General features: G+C 71.1%; 16 protein-coding genes. 9 read left to right on the forward strand and 7 right to left on the reverse strand.

Features of this window, described 5'->3' with window-relative positions:
- The first annotated feature begins 56 nt into the window (after positions 1-56).
- The 5 genes from ACH4U7_RS25825 to ACH4U7_RS25845 all read left to right on the forward strand — a co-directional run bounded on the left by ACH4U7_RS25825 (position 57) and on the right by ACH4U7_RS25845 (position 6,125).
- Complete coding sequence (locus tag ACH4U7_RS25825; RefSeq protein ID WP_179285673.1) at positions 57-1,628, forward strand: ABC transporter ATP-binding protein; 1,572 nt, start codon at positions 57-59, stop codon at positions 1,626-1,628.
- Positions 1,625-2,974: an ABC transporter permease gene (locus ACH4U7_RS25830; protein WP_398530196.1), complete on the forward strand. Its 1,350-nt coding sequence runs from the start codon at positions 1,625-1,627 to the stop codon at positions 2,972-2,974. Before ACH4U7_RS25825 ends, ACH4U7_RS25830 begins: the two co-directional genes overlap by 4 nt.
- Before the next feature lie 127 nt (positions 2,975-3,101).
- A complete protein-coding gene (locus ACH4U7_RS25835; protein ID WP_398530249.1) occupies positions 3,102-4,352 on the forward strand; it encodes an ABC transporter permease in 1,251 nt (416 codons plus the stop codon).
- Entirely contained in the window at positions 4,352-4,759 is a 408-nt protein-coding gene (locus ACH4U7_RS25840) for a cytidine deaminase (protein ID WP_398530250.1), read from the forward strand. The genes ACH4U7_RS25835 and ACH4U7_RS25840 overlap by 1 nt, the downstream gene beginning before the upstream one ends.
- A gap of 85 nt (positions 4,760-4,844) precedes the next feature.
- Positions 4,845-6,125 carry a thymidine phosphorylase gene (locus tag ACH4U7_RS25845; protein WP_398530251.1) on the forward strand — a complete coding sequence of 427 codons (1,281 nt, stop codon included), beginning with the start codon at positions 4,845-4,847 and terminating at the stop codon, positions 6,123-6,125.
- A gap of 133 nt (positions 6,126-6,258) precedes the next feature.
- On the opposite strand, the gene ACH4U7_RS25850 is transcribed toward ACH4U7_RS25845, so the two are convergent.
- Positions 6,259-7,611 (reverse strand): MFS transporter, encoded by a 1,353-nt coding sequence (locus ACH4U7_RS25850; protein WP_398530197.1) that lies wholly within the window; start codon positions 7,609-7,611, stop codon positions 6,259-6,261.
- A gap of 194 nt (positions 7,612-7,805) precedes the next feature.
- Between ACH4U7_RS25850 and ACH4U7_RS25855 the strand changes: the two genes are divergently transcribed.
- Entirely contained in the window at positions 7,806-8,726 is a 921-nt protein-coding gene (locus ACH4U7_RS25855; protein WP_398530198.1) for a LysR substrate-binding domain-containing protein, read from the forward strand.
- A gap of 18 nt (positions 8,727-8,744) precedes the next feature.
- Here ACH4U7_RS25855 and ACH4U7_RS25860 read toward each other — a convergent pair whose 3' ends face one another.
- A complete protein-coding gene (locus ACH4U7_RS25860; RefSeq protein ID WP_398530199.1) occupies positions 8,745-9,509 on the reverse strand; it encodes an alpha/beta hydrolase in 765 nt (254 codons plus the stop codon).
- 126 nt (positions 9,510-9,635) lie between these two features.
- On the opposite strand from ACH4U7_RS25860, the gene ACH4U7_RS25865 reads away from it, so the two are divergent.
- Both ACH4U7_RS25865 and ACH4U7_RS25870 read left to right on the forward strand, forming a co-directional pair.
- Positions 9,636-10,802, forward strand: a complete 1,167-nt coding sequence (locus tag ACH4U7_RS25865; protein WP_398530200.1) for an adenosine deaminase — start codon at positions 9,636-9,638, stop codon at positions 10,800-10,802.
- A gap of 146 nt (positions 10,803-10,948) precedes the next feature.
- The gene (locus ACH4U7_RS25870) at positions 10,949-11,230 is read left to right on the forward strand and encodes a hypothetical protein (RefSeq protein ID WP_398530201.1); all 282 of its coding nucleotides are present in this window, start codon (positions 10,949-10,951) and stop codon (positions 11,228-11,230) included.
- An 84-nt stretch (positions 11,231-11,314) separates the two neighbouring features.
- On the opposite strand, the gene ACH4U7_RS25875 is transcribed toward ACH4U7_RS25870, so the two are convergent.
- From ACH4U7_RS25875 to afsQ1, 4 genes are all read right to left on the reverse strand, one after another.
- Positions 11,315-11,902, reverse strand: a complete 588-nt coding sequence (locus ACH4U7_RS25875) for a VanZ family protein (protein WP_398530202.1) — start codon at positions 11,900-11,902, stop codon at positions 11,315-11,317.
- Positions 11,903-12,047: 145 nt separating this feature from the next.
- Entirely contained in the window at positions 12,048-12,647 is a 600-nt protein-coding gene (locus ACH4U7_RS25880) for a hypothetical protein (RefSeq protein WP_398530203.1), read from the reverse strand.
- On the reverse strand, positions 12,644-14,239 hold the full coding sequence (locus ACH4U7_RS25885) for an ATP-binding protein (protein ID WP_398530204.1): 1,596 nt from the start codon (positions 14,237-14,239) through the stop codon (positions 12,644-12,646). The genes ACH4U7_RS25880 and ACH4U7_RS25885 overlap by 4 nt, the downstream gene beginning before the upstream one ends.
- A gap of 169 nt (positions 14,240-14,408) precedes the next feature.
- Positions 14,409-15,086: a two-component system response regulator AfsQ1 gene (gene afsQ1, locus ACH4U7_RS25890; RefSeq protein WP_014177233.1), complete on the reverse strand. Its 678-nt coding sequence runs from the start codon at positions 15,084-15,086 to the stop codon at positions 14,409-14,411.
- A gap of 203 nt (positions 15,087-15,289) precedes the next feature.
- Between afsQ1 and ACH4U7_RS25895 the strand changes: the two genes are divergently transcribed.
- Positions 15,290-16,114 carry a SigE family RNA polymerase sigma factor gene (locus ACH4U7_RS25895; RefSeq protein ID WP_398530205.1) on the forward strand — a complete coding sequence of 275 codons (825 nt, stop codon included), beginning with the start codon at positions 15,290-15,292 and terminating at the stop codon, positions 16,112-16,114.
- Positions 16,115-16,330: 216 nt separating this feature from the next.
- Here ACH4U7_RS25895 and ACH4U7_RS25900 read toward each other — a convergent pair whose 3' ends face one another.
- Positions 16,331-16,993: an ATP-binding protein gene (locus tag ACH4U7_RS25900; protein ID WP_398530206.1), complete on the reverse strand. Its 663-nt coding sequence runs from the start codon at positions 16,991-16,993 to the stop codon at positions 16,331-16,333.
- Positions 16,994-16,995 lie beyond the last annotated feature (2 nt).

The following is a 16,995-nucleotide window of genomic DNA, read 5'->3' on the forward strand; positions in this document are numbered from 1 at the left end:
GCAGCTGGGAGGTGCCCCCACCACCGCCGAGACTCCTTCTTTGAGGAGAGTGCGCCATCAACGCGTCCAGCAGTCCGCCCGCAGTAGAACTCAGCGGGATCACCAAACGTTTCCCCGGCGTCGTCGCCAACCACGACATCCACATCGCCGTCCGCAAGGGCACCGTGCACGCGATCGTCGGTGAGAACGGCGCGGGCAAGTCCACCCTGATGAAGACCCTCTACGGCATGCACAAGCCGGACGAGGGGACCATCGCGGTCGATGGCGAAGAGGTCTCCTTCCACAGCCCCGCCGACGCCATCGCCCGCGGCCTGGGCATGGTGCACCAGCACTTCATGCTCGCCGACAACCTCACCGTCCTCGAGAACGTCGTGCTCGGCGCCGAGAAGCTGTACGGCATCGGCGCCAAGGCCCGTGCGAAGATCAAGGAGATCTCGGACGCGTACACCCTCGGGGTGCGCCCCGACGTGCTCGTCGAGGACCTCGGCGTGGCCGACCGGCAGCGCGTGGAGATCCTGAAGGTGCTCTACCGGGGCGCCCGGACGCTGATCCTGGACGAGCCGACCGCCGTGCTGGTCCCGCAGGAGGTCGACGCGCTCTTCGACAACCTCCGCGAGCTCAAGGCGGAGGGGCTGACCGTCATCTTCATCTCGCACAAGCTCGGCGAGGTGTTGTCCGTCGCGGACGACATCACCGTCATCCGGCGCGGCACCACGGTCGGCTCCGTCGTCCCCTCCGAGGTCACCGCGCGGCAGCTGGCCGAGATGATGGTCGGCAGCGAACTGCCCTCGCCCGAGACGCGCGAGTCCACCGTCACCGATGTGCCGATGCTCCAGGTCGAAGGGGTGACGCTGACCACGCAGGACGCCGAGCACGGCGCCCGCACCGTACTGGACGACATCACCTTCACCATCCGCAAGGGCGAGGTGCTGGGTCTGGCCGGGGTCGAGGGCAACGGCCAGACCGAGCTGATCGACGCCCTGATCGGCACCCGCAAGTCCGACAGCGGCACCATCCTCCTCGGTGAGGAGGACGTCACCGGCTGGCCCACCCGGCGGCGCCGCGAGGGCGGCATCGGCTATATCCCCGAGGACCGGCACCGCCACGGCCTGCTGCTGGAGGCGCCGCTGTGGGAGAACCGCATCCTCGGGCATGTCACCGAGCGACCCAACAGCAAGGGCAAGGGCTTCTGGCTCGACCTCCAGGGCGCACGGGCGGACACCGAGCGGATCGTGGCCGAGTACGACGTACGCACCCCTGGCATCGAGGTCACCGCGGCCTCGCTGTCCGGCGGCAACCAGCAGAAGCTCATCGTGGGGCGGGAGATGAGCCACCGTCCGCGGCTGCTCATCGCCGCGCATCCCACCCGCGGTGTGGACGTCGGCGCGCAGGCGCAGATCTGGGACCAGATCCGCGAGGCGCGCCGGGAGGGCCTGGCCGTGCTGCTGATCTCCGCGGACCTGGACGAGCTGATCGGGCTGTCCGACACCCTGCGGGTCATCTACCGCGGCCGGCTGGTCGCGGACGCGGACCCGGCGACGATCACCCCCGAGGAGTTGGGCTCGGCCATGACCGGCGCGGCCACGGGCCATCTGGAGCACTCCGCCGAGGAGGGGGCGGCGCGATGAAGAAGACCGACGAGGCGAAGCCGATGAACGGCGACGCGAAGAACGGCGACGCGAAGAACGGCGACCCGAAGAACGGCGACGCGAAGAACGGCGGCAGCGCGGGCACGACCGGCGCCGCCCCGGAGAAGTCCGGCGACGGCCTGATCGAATCCGGGCGTACGCCCGCCAAGTCCGGCAGCCCCGCGGGCACTCCCGCGGGCGGCGCCGCCAAGTCCGATGGCTCCGTGGGCAAGAGGTTCAGCCGTGACCGGCTGCTGCTGGCGGTGGCCGGCCCGGTGCTGGCCCTGGTCGTGGCGGTGCTGCTGACCTCCGGAGTGCTGCTCGCCTCGGGCAAGAGCCCGTTCGAGCCGTACCAGCTGATGCTCGATTACGCGGGCAACGCCGATATCCAGGTGCTCATCGTCAACCAGGCGAGCTCCTACTACCTGGCGGCCCTCGCGGTGGCGATCGGCTTCCGGATGAATCTGTTCAACATCGGCGTGGACGGTCAGTACCGGGTCGCGGCGATGGCCGCGGCCCTGGTCGGCGCCAATGTCGATCTTCCCGGCCCGCTGAGCATCGCGCTGATCGTGATCGTCGCCATGCTGGTGGGCGCCTTCTGGGCGGGCATCGCGGGCATCCTCAAGACCACCCGCGGCGTGAGCGAGGTCGTCTCCACGATCATGCTCAACGCGATCGCCACCAGCTTGATCGCGTATCTGATCCTGCCCGAGCAGTTCGGTGTGCAGCCCAAGGGCAGCAACAACCTCACCACCGGCGACCTGCCCGAGTCCTCCTGGTTCCCGGGCCTCCACGTCAGCGATGTGGCCGGTGACATCTACGGCTTCGTGTTCGTGGCGATCGGCTGCGGCGTGGCGTACTCGCTGGTGCTGGGCCGCACCCGGTTCGGCTTCGACCTGCGCGCCACCGGCGCCAGCGAGAGCGCGGCGGCCGCCAGCGGCGTCGACGCCAAGCGCATGGTGCTCACCAGCATGCTGATCTCCGGCGCCGTGGCGGGCCTGGCGGGCATGCCGGTGCTGCTCGGCGACTCGCATACGTACAGCCTGAACTTCCAGACCGGCATCGGCTTCACGGGCATCACCATCGCCCTCCTCGGCCGCAACAACGCGGTCGGCATCGCCTTCGGCGCGCTGCTGATCGCGTTCCTCGACAAGGCGTCCCAGACGCTGGACTACAACGGCTACGAGAAGGAGATCGCCACGATCATGCAGGGCCTGATCGTGATCTCCGTGGTCGTCTCCTACGAAACCGTGCGCCGGTACGCCCTGCGCCGCCAGCAGCGGAAGGTCGGCGAAGAGCTCGCCGCCGCGGCCCGTACGACGACCCGTGAGGAGGTGGCAGCGTGAGCGTGTCTTGGCGCGCTGTGCGGGCTGGACTGAGGAGCCGCGCAGCGGCGAAGGAGCGAGAAGTGACGAAGGAAGCCCGTGCGTGGAAGCGCGCCAAGACTGAGCGGGAGGAGGGCGCGTGAGCACCATGACCACCTCTGTGACAGACAAGCCGCAGTCGCAAAAGCCCGTGCGCCAGAAGCTGACCCTGCCGGTCGTTCTGCTGATCGTCGCGGGCGCCCTGGTCCTGGTCTCGGTGGTCCGGCTGATCACCGGGGCCGACGACATCACCTCGGTGGGCCAGGTATCGGGCGCGCTGGAGCTCGCCATCCCCATCGGGCTGGCCGGGCTCGGCGGCCTGTGGGCGGAGCGGGCCGGCGTGGTCAACATCGGCCTCGAGGGCATGATGATCCTCGGCACCTGGCTCGGCGCCTGGGCGGGCTACCAGTGGGGGCCTTGGGTCGGTGTGCTGTTCGGCATCCTCGGCGGCGCGATCGGCGGGCTGCTGCACGCCGTCATCACCGTGACGTTCGGCGTCAACCACATCGTGTCCGGTGTGGCGATCAACATCCTCGCCGTCGGTGCCACCCGCTATCTGTCCAACTTCACCTTCCTCGAGTCGTCGGGCTCCGCCCGGAAGTCGCCGTCCATCGACCCGATCACCCAGATCACCGTGCCCGGGCTGTCGGACGCGATGAAGACACTCAACGGCAAACACTGGTTCCTGGTCTCCGACCTGGCGGGGCTCGTCGGCGGCGTGGTGACGGAGCTGTCGCTGCTCACCGTCGTGGCGCTGCTGCTGATCCCGGTCACCTGGTGGGTGCTGTGGCGCACCGCGTTCGGCCTGCGGCTGCGGTCCTGCGGAGAGAACCCGGTGGCGGCGGAGTCGCTGGGTGTCAACGTCTACCGGTACAAGTACCTGGCCGTGATCATCTCCGGCGGGTTCGCCGGGCTCGGCGGTGTCTTCCTGGCCGAGGTGGCCTCCAACCTCTACCAGGAGGGCCAGACCGGAAACCGCGGCTACATCGGCCTCGCCGCCATGATCTTCGGTAACTGGATGCCCGGCGGTCTCGCCATGGGCGCGGGCCTGTTCGGCTACACCGACAGCCTCAACCTGCGCTCCGGCGGCACGAACGTGCACGCGCTGCTGCTGTTCCTGGTCGCCGTGCTCGCGCTGGTCGCGCTGTGGCAGTTGTACCGGAAGAAGTACCTGGCCGCGGCCATCGGCGCGGCGTTCTCGGCGCTGCTGCTGGTCTGGTATTCGCTGACCGAGGAGGTGCCGAGCCAGTTCGTGACCGCGGCACCGTACATCGCCACGCTGCTGGTGCTGGCGCTGTCCGCACAGCGGCTGCGCGCGCCCAAGGCGGTGGGGCTGCCCTACCACAAGGGAGGCGGATGATGACCACGGGCGCGAGCGCGCCGGTCGACTGGGAAGCGCTGCGCGCACAGGCCCGGGGCGTGATGTCCCGGGCCTACGCCCCGTACTCCCGCTACCCCGTGGGCGCCGCGGCGCTGGTCGACGACGGCCGCACGGTGACCGGCTGCAATGTGGAGAACGCGGCGTACGGTGTCGCGCTGTGCGCCGAATGCGGCCTGGTCTCCGCCCTGTTCGCCTCGGGCGGCGGCCGGCTGACCGCGTTCACCTGCTGCGACGGCCACGGCGCGGTGCTGATGCCCTGCGGCCGCTGCCGCCAGCTGCTGTGGGAACACGGCGGCCCGGAGCTCCAGGTGGACACCGCCTCCGGCATCCGCCCGCTCGCCGAACTCCTCCCGGACGCGTTCGGTCGCAACGACCTGGAACGCTGAGCGTCTTCGAGCACCTTCGAGCGACCTTCGAGCACCTTCGAGCGCCCTTCGTGTGCTCTCCCCGATGAAAGGCCCGCACCTCACCATGGACGCCATCACCGTCATCCGCGCCAAACGCGACGGCGGCCGTCTCACCGACGCCCAGATCGACTGGATCATCGACGCCTATACGCGCGGTGAGGTCGCCCACGAGCAGATGTCCGCGCTCGCGATGGCGATCTACCTCAACGGCATGGACCGCGCGGAGATCGCCCGCTGGACCGCCGCGATGATCGCGTCCGGCGAGCGTATGGACTTCTCGTCCCTTGCGCGCCCGACCGCCGACAAGCATTCGACCGGCGGCGTGGGCGACAAGATCACCCTCCCGCTGGCCCCGCTGGTGGCCGCCTGCGGCGCGGCAGTACCGCAGCTGTCCGGGCGTGGCCTCGGCCACACCGGCGGCACGCTCGACAAGCTGGAGTCCATCCCGGGCTGGCGGGCGCGGCTCTCCGGCGAGGAGATGCTGCGGGTGCTGGAAGACGTCGGCTCCGTCATCTGCGCGGCGGGCGAGGGGCTGGCGCCCGCGGACCGCAAGCTGTACGCGCTGCGCGATGTGACCGGGACCGTGGAGTCGATCCCGCTGATCGCGAGCAGCATCATGTCGAAGAAGATCGCCGAGGGCACGGGCTCGCTGGTGCTGGATGTGAAGGTCGGCTCCGGCGCCTTTATGAAGGACCTGGCCTCGGCGCGGGAGCTGGCCGCCACGATGGTGGGCCTGGGCACCGACCACGGGGTCCGTACGGTCGCCCTGCTCACCGGCATGGCCACCCCGCTCGGCCGCACCGCGGGCAACGCCCTCGAGGTCCGCGAGTCCGTGGAGGTCCTGGCGGGCGGCGGCCCGGCCGATGTCGTCGAGCTCACCCTCGCCCTCGCCCGCGAGATGCTGGACGCGGCGGGCCTGCCGGACGCCGACCCGGCCAAGGCCCTCGCGGACGGCTCCGCGATGGACCACTGGCGCCGCATGATCGCCGCCCAGGGCGGCGACCCGGACGCGCCGCTGCCCGTCGCCCGCGAACAGCACGTCGTGACGGCCGAGTCGACCGGGCTGCTGACCGGCCTGGACGCGTACGCGGTCGGCGTCGTCGCCTGGCGGCTCGGCGCGGGCCGGGCCCGTAAGGAGGACCCGGTGCAGGCGGGCGCGGGCGTGGAGATCCACGCCAAGCCGGGGGACGCGGTACGGGCGGGCGATCCGCTGCTGACGCTGCACACGGACACGCCGGAGAAGTTCGACTACGCGCTCGAGGCGCTGGCGGGGGCGGTGAGCTACGCCCCGCCGGGGACGGAGTTCACACCCGAGCCGATCGTCCTGGACCGCATCGCGCGGTAGAACCGCATCGCGCGGTAGAACCGCATCGCGCGGTAGAAGAGACGGATGGGCGAAGGGGCCGCTCCGCCGGGACAGTGGCGGAGCGGCCCCTTCGGGCTCTGTGGTTCTTATCCGATCGGCGGGCGTCAGGCGGCTACGCCTGAGCGGCCAGCCGACGCAGGCCCTGCGTGGTCTCGTTGGAGGGCGCGCGCTCGGACTGCTGCGCCGACCGGGCCACGATCTCCGCGCGCCGCTCGGCCAGCGCCTTCCGCGTCGCGTAGAGCGTGATCGCCGCCGCGCCGGCCACGGCCACCAGACCGAGCACGACCGTGCCGCTCCAGCCGGCCGCGTGGAAGGCCAGCGCGCCGAGGGTGCCGCCCACGCTGCTGCCGATGTAGTACGCGGTCTGGTAGAGCGCCGAGGCCTGGGCGCGCCCGGTCTTGGCGGCCCGGCTGACCGAGGAGGAGGCCACGGCGTGGCCCGCGAAGAAGCCCGCGGTGATCAGCACCAGGCCCAGCAGCACCGCCACCAGCGAGTCACCGAGGCTCAGCAGCAGCCCGGCCGTCGTGGTGGTGACCCCCACGTACAGCGCGCCGCGCCGGCCCAGGCGGCCGACCAGCTTTCCGGCCGCCGCGGAGGACGCCGTACCGACCAGGTAGATCAGGAAGATCGAGCCGATCAGGGACTGCGAGAGGTTGAAGGGCTCGGCGACCAGGCGGTAGCCGATGACCGTGTAGACGCCGCCGAAGACGGTCATGAACAGCGCGCCGATCGCGTACAGCCTGCGCAGCAGCGGATCGGACAGATGCCCGCCGACCGTACGGGCCAGGGCGCGCGGGCTGACCGCGGACGGGGTGAAGTGGCGCGCCTTGGGCAGCAGCAGCCGGAAGGCGATCGCGCAGACCAGCGACAGAACGCCGACCGTGGCCAGCGATACGCGCCAGCCCCAGCCGTCGGCGACCCAGCCGGTGAGCAGCCGGCCGGTCATACCGCCGAAGCTGTTGCCGGCCACGAACAGGCCGATGGCGCTGATGAGGGAGGAGGGGCGTACCTCCTCCGAGAGGTAGGCCATCGCGGAGGCGGGGATACCGGCGATCGCGGCACCCTGGACGGCGCGCAGCGCGATCAGCCAGCCCAGGTCCGGGGCGAAGGGCACCACGAGGCCGACCGCGACGGCGACGGCGAGCGAGCCGGTCATCATGGCGCGGCGGCCGAAGCGCTCGGACAGGGCGCTGAGCGGAAGCACCGCGAGTGCCAGCGCGAGGGTGGCCGCGGAGACCGTCCAGCTCGCCTGGTCGGGCTGGACATCGAGGTCGGCGGAGATCGCGGGCAGCAGTGCCTGGGTGGAGAAGAGAAGGGCGAACGTCGCAAGACCGGCGGCGAAGAGAGCGAGCCGCATCCGGCCGAAGCCGGGGTCTCCGGGGCTCATTCGGTCGGGGGTCGACGACGTGGTGACGCAGGCGTCCACAGGGGTTCCGGTGGACGCCTCGGTATCAGCAGGAGGCATGTGTCGACCGTATGTGGCGCCTTTTGATGCGTCCAATGCACGGAATTGCCATAATCGATGCTGTGCAGCATCAGCCGAGGCCAGCGAGGTCATTGTCACGCCCCCGCAATGAAAAAGACATTCCCGTGACAGTCGGGTCCACAGTCGGGTCCACAGTCGGGTCCACAGTCGGGTCCCAGGCCGCCGATCGCGTCATGGCCGAGTTCGAGGCCGACTCCTGGGCCGCGTCCCTGACGCCCCGCCTGGTGCAGTTCGCGGCGGTGGCCCGGCACGAGCACGTCACCCGGGCCGCGCAGTGGCTCGGCGTACCCCAGTCGACGCTGAGCCGGGCGATGGTACGCCTCGAAGCGGACCTGGGCGTAGCCCTGTTCGCCCGCCGCGGCCGCACCGTCGCGCTCACCCCCGCCGGGCGTACGTTCCTGCGCGCGGTGGAACGGGCGCTGACCGAGGTCGAGCGCGCCGCCGAGACCGTACGGGCCGACGCCGACCCCGCCGCGGGCAAGATCGCCTTCGGCTTTCTGCACACCCTCGGCCCGGAGACGGTACCGGGTCTGATCCGCGCCTTCCGGGTCGACCACCCGCGGGCGCGCTTCCAACTCGTCCAGGGCTACGGCGAGGCGATGATCGAGCGGCTGCGCACGGGAGACCTCGACCTCTGCCTCACCTCACCCGTCCCCGACGCCCCGGACCTGGTGGCCCGCCGCCTCGACGAGCAGCGGCTGCGCCTGGTGGTGCCCGACGACCACCGGCTCGCCGACCGTAAGCGGATCCGGCTGGCCGAGGCCGCCACGGAGCTCTTCGTCACCCTCGAACCGGGCTACGGGCTGCGGCGCATCACCGACGCGCTGTGCGCCGAGGCGGGCTTCAAACCGAAGATCGCCTTCGAGGGGGAGGAGGCCGAGACCCTGCGCGGCCTGGTGGCCGCGGGGTTCGGAGTGGCGCTGCTGCCGCCCCCGGCAGTGCCGCGCCCCGGGGTGGCCGAGCTGACGGTGACGGCCCCGCGGGCGGTCCGCGAGATCGGCGTCGCCTGGCTCGACGGCCATCCGGACACCGCACCGGTCGCGGCCTTCAAACGCTTCCTGCTCAGCCGCCGCGGACAACTCCTGCCCAGCTGAACCCCGTCAGGCCGGGGCTCAGCTCGGCAGCGTCGAGCCGAACCCCGCCGCCAGCGGCATGCGCAGCCCCAGCGGTGGCGGGGCGGCGAGCGCGTCCTCGACCGGGCGGGAGAAGCCGTGGTCGAAGAGCGAGCCGAGCAGGAAGTCGGCGGCCAGCGCCTGTACTTCGGAGCGGTGGTGGTGCATCCCGTGGCCGTCCGTGTGGACCTCGAAGCGGCACACATCCCGGTTGGCCTTCTTGGCCCGCTCCGCGAGCCGGTACGACAGCTCGGGGTCGGCCCGCTGGTCGTTCGTCCCGTGGGCGATCAGCACCTGCCGCCCGACGAGTTGCTTGACCGGCTCGGGTTCCAGTGCGGACTCGGTCGGCGGCAGCCACGGGGCCAGCGCAACCACCGAGACGACGGCGTCGTGTCCGGCGGCGCGCAGGGCGGCGCGGGCGCCCATGCCGTGGCCGACGAGGCACACCGGCACATCGCCGTAGCGCCGTATCGCCTCGTCCACCGCCCACTCGGCGTCCACGGCGGGGTCGGCCGCGGTGTCGTTCCAGCCGCGGTGGCGGTAGTGGACGACATGGGCGGTCAGCCCTTCGGCGCGGCCCGCCCGGACCAGCCGCCGGGCCAGGGGCAGCACCGCGGCCACCGAAAGCCGCGAGGGCCGTCCGGTGCCGGTCTCCGGACCCCCGGGGAGCAGTAACACCACACCGTGCACGGTCTCCTGTGCGGCGGCCGCGCCTTTCGGCCGCCCCAGCCGGGCGCCCCGCTCGGGCAACGCTTGCTGAACCATGGCGACACGATCGCAGAAGGAGCGGTGTACTCCACCACTCGTGCGGGTCACTGTTGCATATCTATCGGGGCCACGCGGCGGAGCCGCACATGACACGATCTACGCGCGTAGGGGTATGGTGCGCAGATGACGAGCGAGTACCAGGACCGCCCCACCCCCGAGCAGATCCGCCGCGCCCCGAAGGTGCTGCTGCACGACCACCTCGACGGCGGGCTGCGCCCCGCCACCGTCGTCGACCTCGCCCGTGAGACGGGCTATGACGGGCTGCCCAAGAGCGATCCGGCGGAGCTCGGCCGCTGGTTCCGGGAGGCCGCCGACTCCGGTTCGCTCGAGCTCTACCTCGAGACCTTCGCACACACCTGCGCCGTCATGCAGACCCGCGACGCGCTGTTCCGGGTCGCCGCCGAATGCGCCGAGGACCTGGCCGAGGACGGGGTCGTCTACGCGGAGGTGCGCTACGCCCCCGAGCAGCATCTGACCCGGGGGCTGACCCTGGAACAGGTCGTCGAGGCGGTCAACGAGGGCTTCCGGGAGGGGGAGCGGCGGGCCCGGGAGAAGGGTCTGCGTATCCGCGTCGGCGCCCTGCTCACCGCGATGCGCCACGCCGCCCGCGCCCTGGAGATCGCCGAACTCGCCAACGGCTACCGCGACCACGGCGTCGTCGGCTTCGACATCGCGGGCGCCGAGGCGGGCTACCCGCCCACCCGCCACCTCGACGCCTTCGAATATCTCAAGCGGGAGAACAACCACTTCACGATCCACGCGGGCGAGGCATTCGGACTGCCCTCCATCTGGCAGGCGCTCCAGTGGTGCGGCGCCGACCGGCTCGGCCACGGCGTCCGCATCATCGACGACATCGAGGTGGCGGACGACGGGAGCGTGACCCTCGGCCGGCTCGCCTCGTACGTCCGGGACAAGCGCATCCCGCTGGAGCTGTGCCCGACCTCGAACCTCCAGACCGGCGCGGCCCGTTCGTACGCCGAGCACCCCATCGGGCTGCTGCGCCGACTGCAATTCCGGGCGACCGTGAATACGGATAATCGTCTGATGAGCGGCACGAGCATGAGTGACGAATTCGAGCACCTCGTTTCGACGTTCCACTACACGCTCGACGACATGCAATGGTTTACGGTCAATGCAATGAAATCGGCGTTCATTCCTTTTGATGAACGTCTGGCGATGATCAATGACGTGATCAAGTCCGGGTATGCCGAATTGAAGTCCGAATGGCTGTTCCGTCAGATGGCCTCCGCATCGCCCCTGACCAGGTGGTCTCACGTCGAGGGCGGCTGATGGCGGCTGATCTCACGGAGCGGGAAGCGGATGGGGATAAACGGCCGGAAGGCAAGTGGAGGGCGCTTTTCCGGGTTTGCGGAAGGCCGAAATCCATGGCTACGTTGCCGTACCGGTCAAGCCCCCGTCTCAAGGACAGATTTCTGATGAAGCAGGGAACCATCAAGACCCTCGGTGCCATTGCCCTCGGTGCGGTCGCCGTCATTGCCGGAGGCGGCACCGCGGCTGCGGCCGGCAACGCTCCGGTCGGGCCCGCGGGCGCCGGGCAGGCGAAGGCGTCCGTCGGGCAGGGGCCCGCACCCGCACCCGGGCCCCAGGCCCCGCGGCCGGGTCAGCCCGGCCCCAACAGCAAGACCCTGTTGGACAACCTCCCCATCAGCCCCAACGCACTGAAGGCCGGCGGTCTGCCGGGCGGTCTGCTGGGCTGACCCGCGTACTGTCGGGCAAGTGGGGCCCGCACATCCGGTCCGGGTGTGCGGGCCCCACTGTGTGCTGCCGCGTGCTGTGCTGCCCTACCGCGCGACCCCGACGCTGTGGACGGAACGGGCCATGGCCTGGGCTCCGCCCCCGGTCCGTTCCCCTTCCCGGCCCTCGTCGCCCCCGTCCCGGGAGAGGGCGGCGGCCCGCCGCCGGTCCGCCCGCCGGCGGAGCCACGACCGTGCGGCGGGAACCACCGCGAGATGCGCCAGCGCGACGCCCGCCGTGTTGAGCAGCACCGTGTCGACGTTCATGATCTGGCCGGTGAGCTCGCTGCGCACCAGCGCCATCGTCAGGGAGACCATCGCGCCGGTGAAGACCGTACGGACGAACGAGGCGAGCGGGTAGACCGTCACCCGGCCCCCCGCCAGCGGCAGCAGCACACCCAGCGGCGCGAGCAGCAGCAGCCCGCCGCCGATGCTGCGGGTGGCCTCCCAGGGGCCGAGCGCCAGATCGGCGCGGATGGTGGCCAGCGGCTCCAGGGTCACGGCGGTCACCCAGGGCGCGGACAGGGGGCGCAGGGTCAGCCAGCACACATACGCGAGATGTGCGGCGAGGAGGACGAATCCCGCGGCGCGGAAGCGGAAGGCGGCCCTGCGGCGGCCGGAACCATGACCCTGCACGACTCTCAGGACGCCTGTTGCGGGGGTCGCGGTTCCGGCCGAGTCGCGCTGGTGAGAAACGGGTTACCGGCGAGTCGGCCAGAAGCGGGAAGGAGGGCGGGAGCGCGGGCCGCAATCGCCACGCGGGGCTGGGGCGCGCAGAGCGTCAGGAGACGAGTACGCCCGAAGTGACCGCGATCTCGGGGTGGCGGCGCATCTCCCCCGTGCACTCGTACCGCTTGAGCGGATCCCGGTCCGCGTCCGGGCCGCCGAGCACCACCCGGTGCCTGGAGTCCGCCACGGTGGTCTCCGCGAAGGTGCAGACGATCTGCGCGAGCGCGTACGACTGAAGCTCCTCCGGCAGCCGGTTCAGCCGCAGCGCGCCGTCCGGGTCGCCCTTGGCCGGTCCGGAGACCCGCACCCAGTCCTCCACCGCGGTGGAGAACCCCGCCTCCTCCTCGGCCAACGACGGCTGCTCCTGCAACTGTTCCAGCAGCGCGCGGGCGACCTGCAGCGGCTCGGGCGTCTTCTCGTCCGTCAGCCGCGCCGACCGGCTCACCGAGAGGATCCGCGAGGTGCAGATCAGATAGACCCGTACGGTGACCCGGCCCGCACCCTCGGCCGACCGGCCCGGTTCGGGCGCCTGACACGACGCGCGCGAGGGGGCGGGGCCCGCGTCGACCGGCACCGACGTACCGCGGATGCCGCATCCCGAGGCCAGCAGCGCCACCGCCCCGAGCAGCGCGCCCGCCGCTCGCCGCCTCATCGCTCGCTCCCCTCGTCCGGGCCGTCCTGACCGGCGTCCCGGCCGCCGTGCTGAGTACTGCCGTGCTGAGTGCTGCCGTGCTCAGTGCTGTCCTGGCCGCCGCCCTGTCCGCCGCCCTCGCTACCGCCTTGGTCCGGTTGGTCCGGTTCGCTCAGCCGTGAGGCGTCCATGGGCAGCCGCAGCGTGAAGACGGCTCCGCCGTCGGGAGAGTTGTCCGCGGTGATCTCGCCGCCGTGGATATGCGCGTTCTCCAGCGCGATCGACAGGCCGAGTCCGCTGCCCTCCGACCGGGGCCGGGAGGCGCTGGCTTTGTAGAAGCGGTCGAAGACATGCGGAAGCACGTCCTCGGGGATGCCCGGGCCGTGGTCCCGGACCCGGATCAGCAGATCGTCGTCCTCGGGCCGCACCGAGACCCGCACCGGCGAGCCGCCGTGCTTGAGGGCGTTCCCGATCAGATTGGCGAGGATGACGTCCAGCCGCCGGGGGTCGAGCCGGGCCATGATGCCGCGCTCCGCGTCGAGCTCGACGGCGTCCAGCCAGGCCCGGGCGTCGATGCAGGCCGTCACCTGGTCCGCGACATCGACGTCGTCCAGGACCAGCCGTGCCGTGCCCGCGTCGAAGCGGGTCACCTCCATCAGGTTCTCCACCAGGTCGTTCAGCCGCCGCGTCTCGCTGACCACCAGCTGCACCGCCGGGGCGATCATCGGGTCGAGCGCGTCGGTCTCCTCCTCCAGCACCTCCGTCACCGCCGTGATCGCGGTGAGCGGGGTGCGGAGCTCATGCGACATGTCCGCGACGAAGCGTCGGCTGGACGCCTCCCGCGCGCTCAGCTCCTCCACCCGCTTCTCCAACCGCTCCGCGGCCCGGTTGAAGGTACGGGAGAGATTGGCGAGCTCATCGGTGCCGGAGACCTCGAGCCGGGTGTCGAGATGCCCCTCGCCCAGCCGGTGCGCCGCCTCGCCCAGCCGCTGCACCGGCCGCAGCACGGTGGCCGCGGCGGCCTGGGCGAGCAGCGCGGAGCCGATCAGCGCCAGGGCGGTGGCGATGCCCAGGGACCAGGCCAGGGAGTTGAGGTCCTGGCGCTCGGTCTCCAGGGATTTGAGCATGTAGCCGGTCGGCCCGCCGCCGTTCACCCGGGCCCCGCCGATCAGGTATGGGGTGCCCTTCAGCGTGATCCGCTGCCAGTAGAGGTGATACGGGGAGGTATTGGAGCCCGCGACGGCGCGTTTCTTGTCGACCGCGCTCCGTAGTGCTTCGGGCACCGTCTTCAGCGTCAGCAGATCGTCCGCTGAGGCGGCGGTGCACGGGCCGCCGCCCTCGGTCCGGGCGATCAGCAGCACCTCGTACTTCTGGGAGTTGTCCGCCATCCGATCCGCGGCGTCCTGCAATTCGGGACAGGTCGGCACGGCTGGCAGCGGGTCGGTGGCCTCCTTCAGCGACTTGCTGAAGTCGTCCAGCGCGGCGTCCTGGGTGCGTGTGAGCACCGCGTCACGATTCAGCCAGTACGCGATCGCCGACGCGGACACGGCGGCCGCCAGCGCCACCAGACCGAAGACGAGCATCAGCCGCAGCCGCAGACTCAGCCACCGCAACAGCCCCGCGGCCCAGCCACGTGCCCGGCTGGGCTTCCCTCCCCCAGCTACCGCTGGGTGGTGCCCCCTCACCGCGCTCAACGCTTCGCTACCCCGCCCCCCGCGGCGCCCGCGGTCGGGCGGCACGCGGCGTCCAGCGACCCGGGCCGCTCAGCCATCGCCTGCCCGCTCACTGTGGCGCGTCCAGCCGGTATCCGACCCCGCGCACCGTACGGATCAGCGTCGGGGACGACGGTACGTCCTCCACCTTCGCGCGCAGTCGCTGTACGCAGGCGTCCACCAGTCGGGAGTCACCGAGATAGTCGTGCTCCCACACCAGCCGCAGCAGCTGCTGCCGCGACAGCGCCTGCCCCGGTCTGCGGCTCAGCTCCAGCAGCAGCCGCAGCTCAGTGGGGGTGAGCTGGAGGTCCTGGCCGTTCTTGGTCACGGTCATGGCCGCGCGGTCGATGACCAGAGAGCCGAACGACGCCGAGTCATTGGCCTCCCGCTCACCGCGGCGCAGCACCGCGCGGATCCGGGCGTCGAGCACCCGCCCCTGTACGGGCTTGACCACATAGTCGTCCGCGCCCGACTCAAGACCGACCACGACGTCGATGTCATCGCTCCGCGCGGTCAGCAAGATGATCGGCAGCTGGTCGGTGCGCCGGATGCGGCGGCACACCTCGAAGCCGTCGATGCCGGGCAGCATCACATCCAGCACGATCAGATCCGGCCGCTGCTCACGCAGCAGTTTCAGGCCGTCCTCGCCGGTCGCCGCCGTCGCCACGCGGTGGCCCTGGCGGGACAGGGAGAGTTCGAGGGCCGTGCGGATGGCGTCGTCGTCCTCGATCAGCAGAAGGAAAGGCACGTTGGTCATTCTGGCCTACAAGGGGCCTGTAGTTCGACCGTCAGGCAGTCAGGAGGTTCATTCACCCCCTGCCCCTGTGACGAGCCTGTGACAGTCGGCAGACAGGGCCATGAAACTGGCCCGGCAGTCTTTTGGGCACCGGGAGGAACGAGGACCCGGGAAGCACAAGGAACCGAGCAAGCTCTACCGACGGGGGGCGCGACATGAACACACTGCACTTCAACAACGCCAGCGCAGTCATTCGCACGCGCCTCCACGACGCCGGCCGGAGCAACGAGAAGTCCGGTGCCGTGAGCGGGCGGGGGTGCGCTCGCGGCACCGGGCGTCAGCGGCCTCCTTATGTGGTGGCCATTGACGCGTACACGGGGGCCTCTGGGGGGAACACGGGCCCGGGGGGACCGGTGGAGCCGGCCGGCTCCAAGGAAGAGGGGGGCTCCGCGGACCAGGGGGGCCGCGGAGGAAGCGGGGGAAGCTCGTACAGGGAGGCATCGGGGGAGCGGTGCGGGACGTCGGAGGAATTCACCGCCTACGTCCAAGAGCGCCGCGCCTCCCTGTACGCCACCGCCTACCACCTGACCGGTGACCGGTTCGAGGCCGAGGACCTGCTGCAGAGCGCGCTGTTCTCGACCTACCGGGCCTGGGACCGGATCAGTGACAAGGCGGCGGTCGGCGGCTATCTGCGCCGCACCATGACCAATCTGCACATCAGCGCCTGGCGTCGGCGCAAGCTCAACGAGTACCCGACGGAGGAGCTGCCGGAGACGGCGGGCGACCACGACGCGATGCGCGGCACCGAGCTGCGCGCCGTGCTGTGGCAGGCCCTGGCCCGGCTGCCCGAGCTGCAGCGCACGATGCTGGTGCTGCGCTACTACGAGGGCCGGACGGATCCGGAGATTGCGGAAATTCTGAACATTAGTGTCGGAACGGTCAAAAGCGGCATCTGGCGCTCGCTGCGCCGGCTGCGCGAGGACGAAGCCCTCAGCTTCGGCCGTGACGAGGAGGAGTCCTTCGGCGAGCTTGTCGCCTGAGGATGAACGGGGGATACGGGGGAAAGCGGGGGGACCACGGGGGCCGACGTTCGGGGGAGCGTCGGTAGTACGGGGGAAGCACGGGGGATCACGGGGGAAACGAGCGGGTCCGGACGGCCGGGGGGTCTGTCCGGGCCCGTCTTTTCATTGCGTCATCCCGTCTTTTCATTACGTCAAGCGGCATCGCGCCATCGCCGCAGCACATCCAGGCGCGCCTCAAGAGGTCCTGCTGGGCGACGCCGGCTCCGCGGTTCTCGGGCTGAGGCAGGCCCGGCCGGAGGCCGCGGCGGCGGCGATCCGGCCCATCGCGACATCCTTCCCGCACGGATACGCCCCCAGCGCCGTATGCCGCGCCACGATGCCGCGCTCCGCGCGCATCAGCCGCCAGCCGCGCCGCAGCAGATAGGGCGCGGACTTGCGCCCCTCGCGCAGATCGCGCAGCAGCCGACGGCGGAAGGTGGTGGAGGGCCGGCCGCGCAGACACAGGGCGTCGGCGAGGAGGCCGAGCGCGCGGCAGCGCTCGATGATGTCGGCGGCGAAGATCCCCTCGGCGATGAACAGCGGCGAACGGCCGATGTCCAGCGGCTCGGCGCCGACGCGGGCGCTGGTGGCGATGTCGTACACCGGCACCGTGGTACGGGACGTACGGCACAGCGCCTCGATCGCCGCGACCGCGCCGTCCGCGTCCCATGACAGCGGCGAGTCCCAGTCGGCGCCCGCCCCGCCCGGGAGTTGCGGCAGCGAGGGGTCGTCGCCCTCCTTGTAGAAGTCGTCCAGGTTGAGCACGGGCAGGCCGGTGCGGGCCGCCAGGGACGACTTTCCGGAGCCGGAGGGGCCGGACAGCAGGACGACGCGGGCGGGTATGGGAGGAATGGTCACGG

Origin of the sequence: Streptomyces sp. NPDC020845, assembly GCF_044334165.1 — a bacterium.
Classification (GTDB): Bacteria; Actinomycetota; Actinomycetes; order Streptomycetales; family Streptomycetaceae; genus Streptomyces.

What these genes read in the sequence shown, in the direction of transcription:
- ACH4U7_RS25870 (WP_398530201.1), top strand. Translation starts at nt 10,949, where the DNA reads ATGAAGCAGGGAACCATCAAGACCCTCGGTGCCATTGCCCTCGGTGCG.
- ACH4U7_RS25835 (WP_398530249.1), top strand. Translation starts at nt 3,102, where the DNA reads ATGACCACCTCTGTGACAGACAAGCCGCAGTCGCAAAAGCCCGTGCGC.
- ACH4U7_RS25880 (WP_398530203.1), bottom strand. Translation starts at nt 12,647, where the DNA reads ATGAGGCGGCGAGCGGCGGGCGCGCTGCTCGGGGCGGTGGCGCTGCTG.
- ACH4U7_RS25865 (WP_398530200.1), top strand. Translation starts at nt 9,636, where the DNA reads ATGACGAGCGAGTACCAGGACCGCCCCACCCCCGAGCAGATCCGCCGC.
- ACH4U7_RS25830 (WP_398530196.1), top strand. Translation starts at nt 1,625, where the DNA reads ATGAAGAAGACCGACGAGGCGAAGCCGATGAACGGCGACGCGAAGAAC.
- ACH4U7_RS25860 (WP_398530199.1), bottom strand. Translation starts at nt 9,509, where the DNA reads ATGGTTCAGCAAGCGTTGCCCGAGCGGGGCGCCCGGCTGGGGCGGCCG.
- ACH4U7_RS25840 (WP_398530250.1), top strand. Translation starts at nt 4,352, where the DNA reads ATGACCACGGGCGCGAGCGCGCCGGTCGACTGGGAAGCGCTGCGCGCA.
- ACH4U7_RS25855 (WP_398530198.1), top strand. Translation starts at nt 7,806, where the DNA reads ATGGCCGAGTTCGAGGCCGACTCCTGGGCCGCGTCCCTGACGCCCCGC.
- ACH4U7_RS25895 (WP_398530205.1), top strand. Translation starts at nt 15,290, where the DNA reads ATGAACACACTGCACTTCAACAACGCCAGCGCAGTCATTCGCACGCGC.
- ACH4U7_RS25850 (WP_398530197.1), bottom strand. Translation starts at nt 7,611, where the DNA reads ATGCCTCCTGCTGATACCGAGGCGTCCACCGGAACCCCTGTGGACGCC.
- ACH4U7_RS25845 (WP_398530251.1), top strand. Translation starts at nt 4,845, where the DNA reads ATGGACGCCATCACCGTCATCCGCGCCAAACGCGACGGCGGCCGTCTC.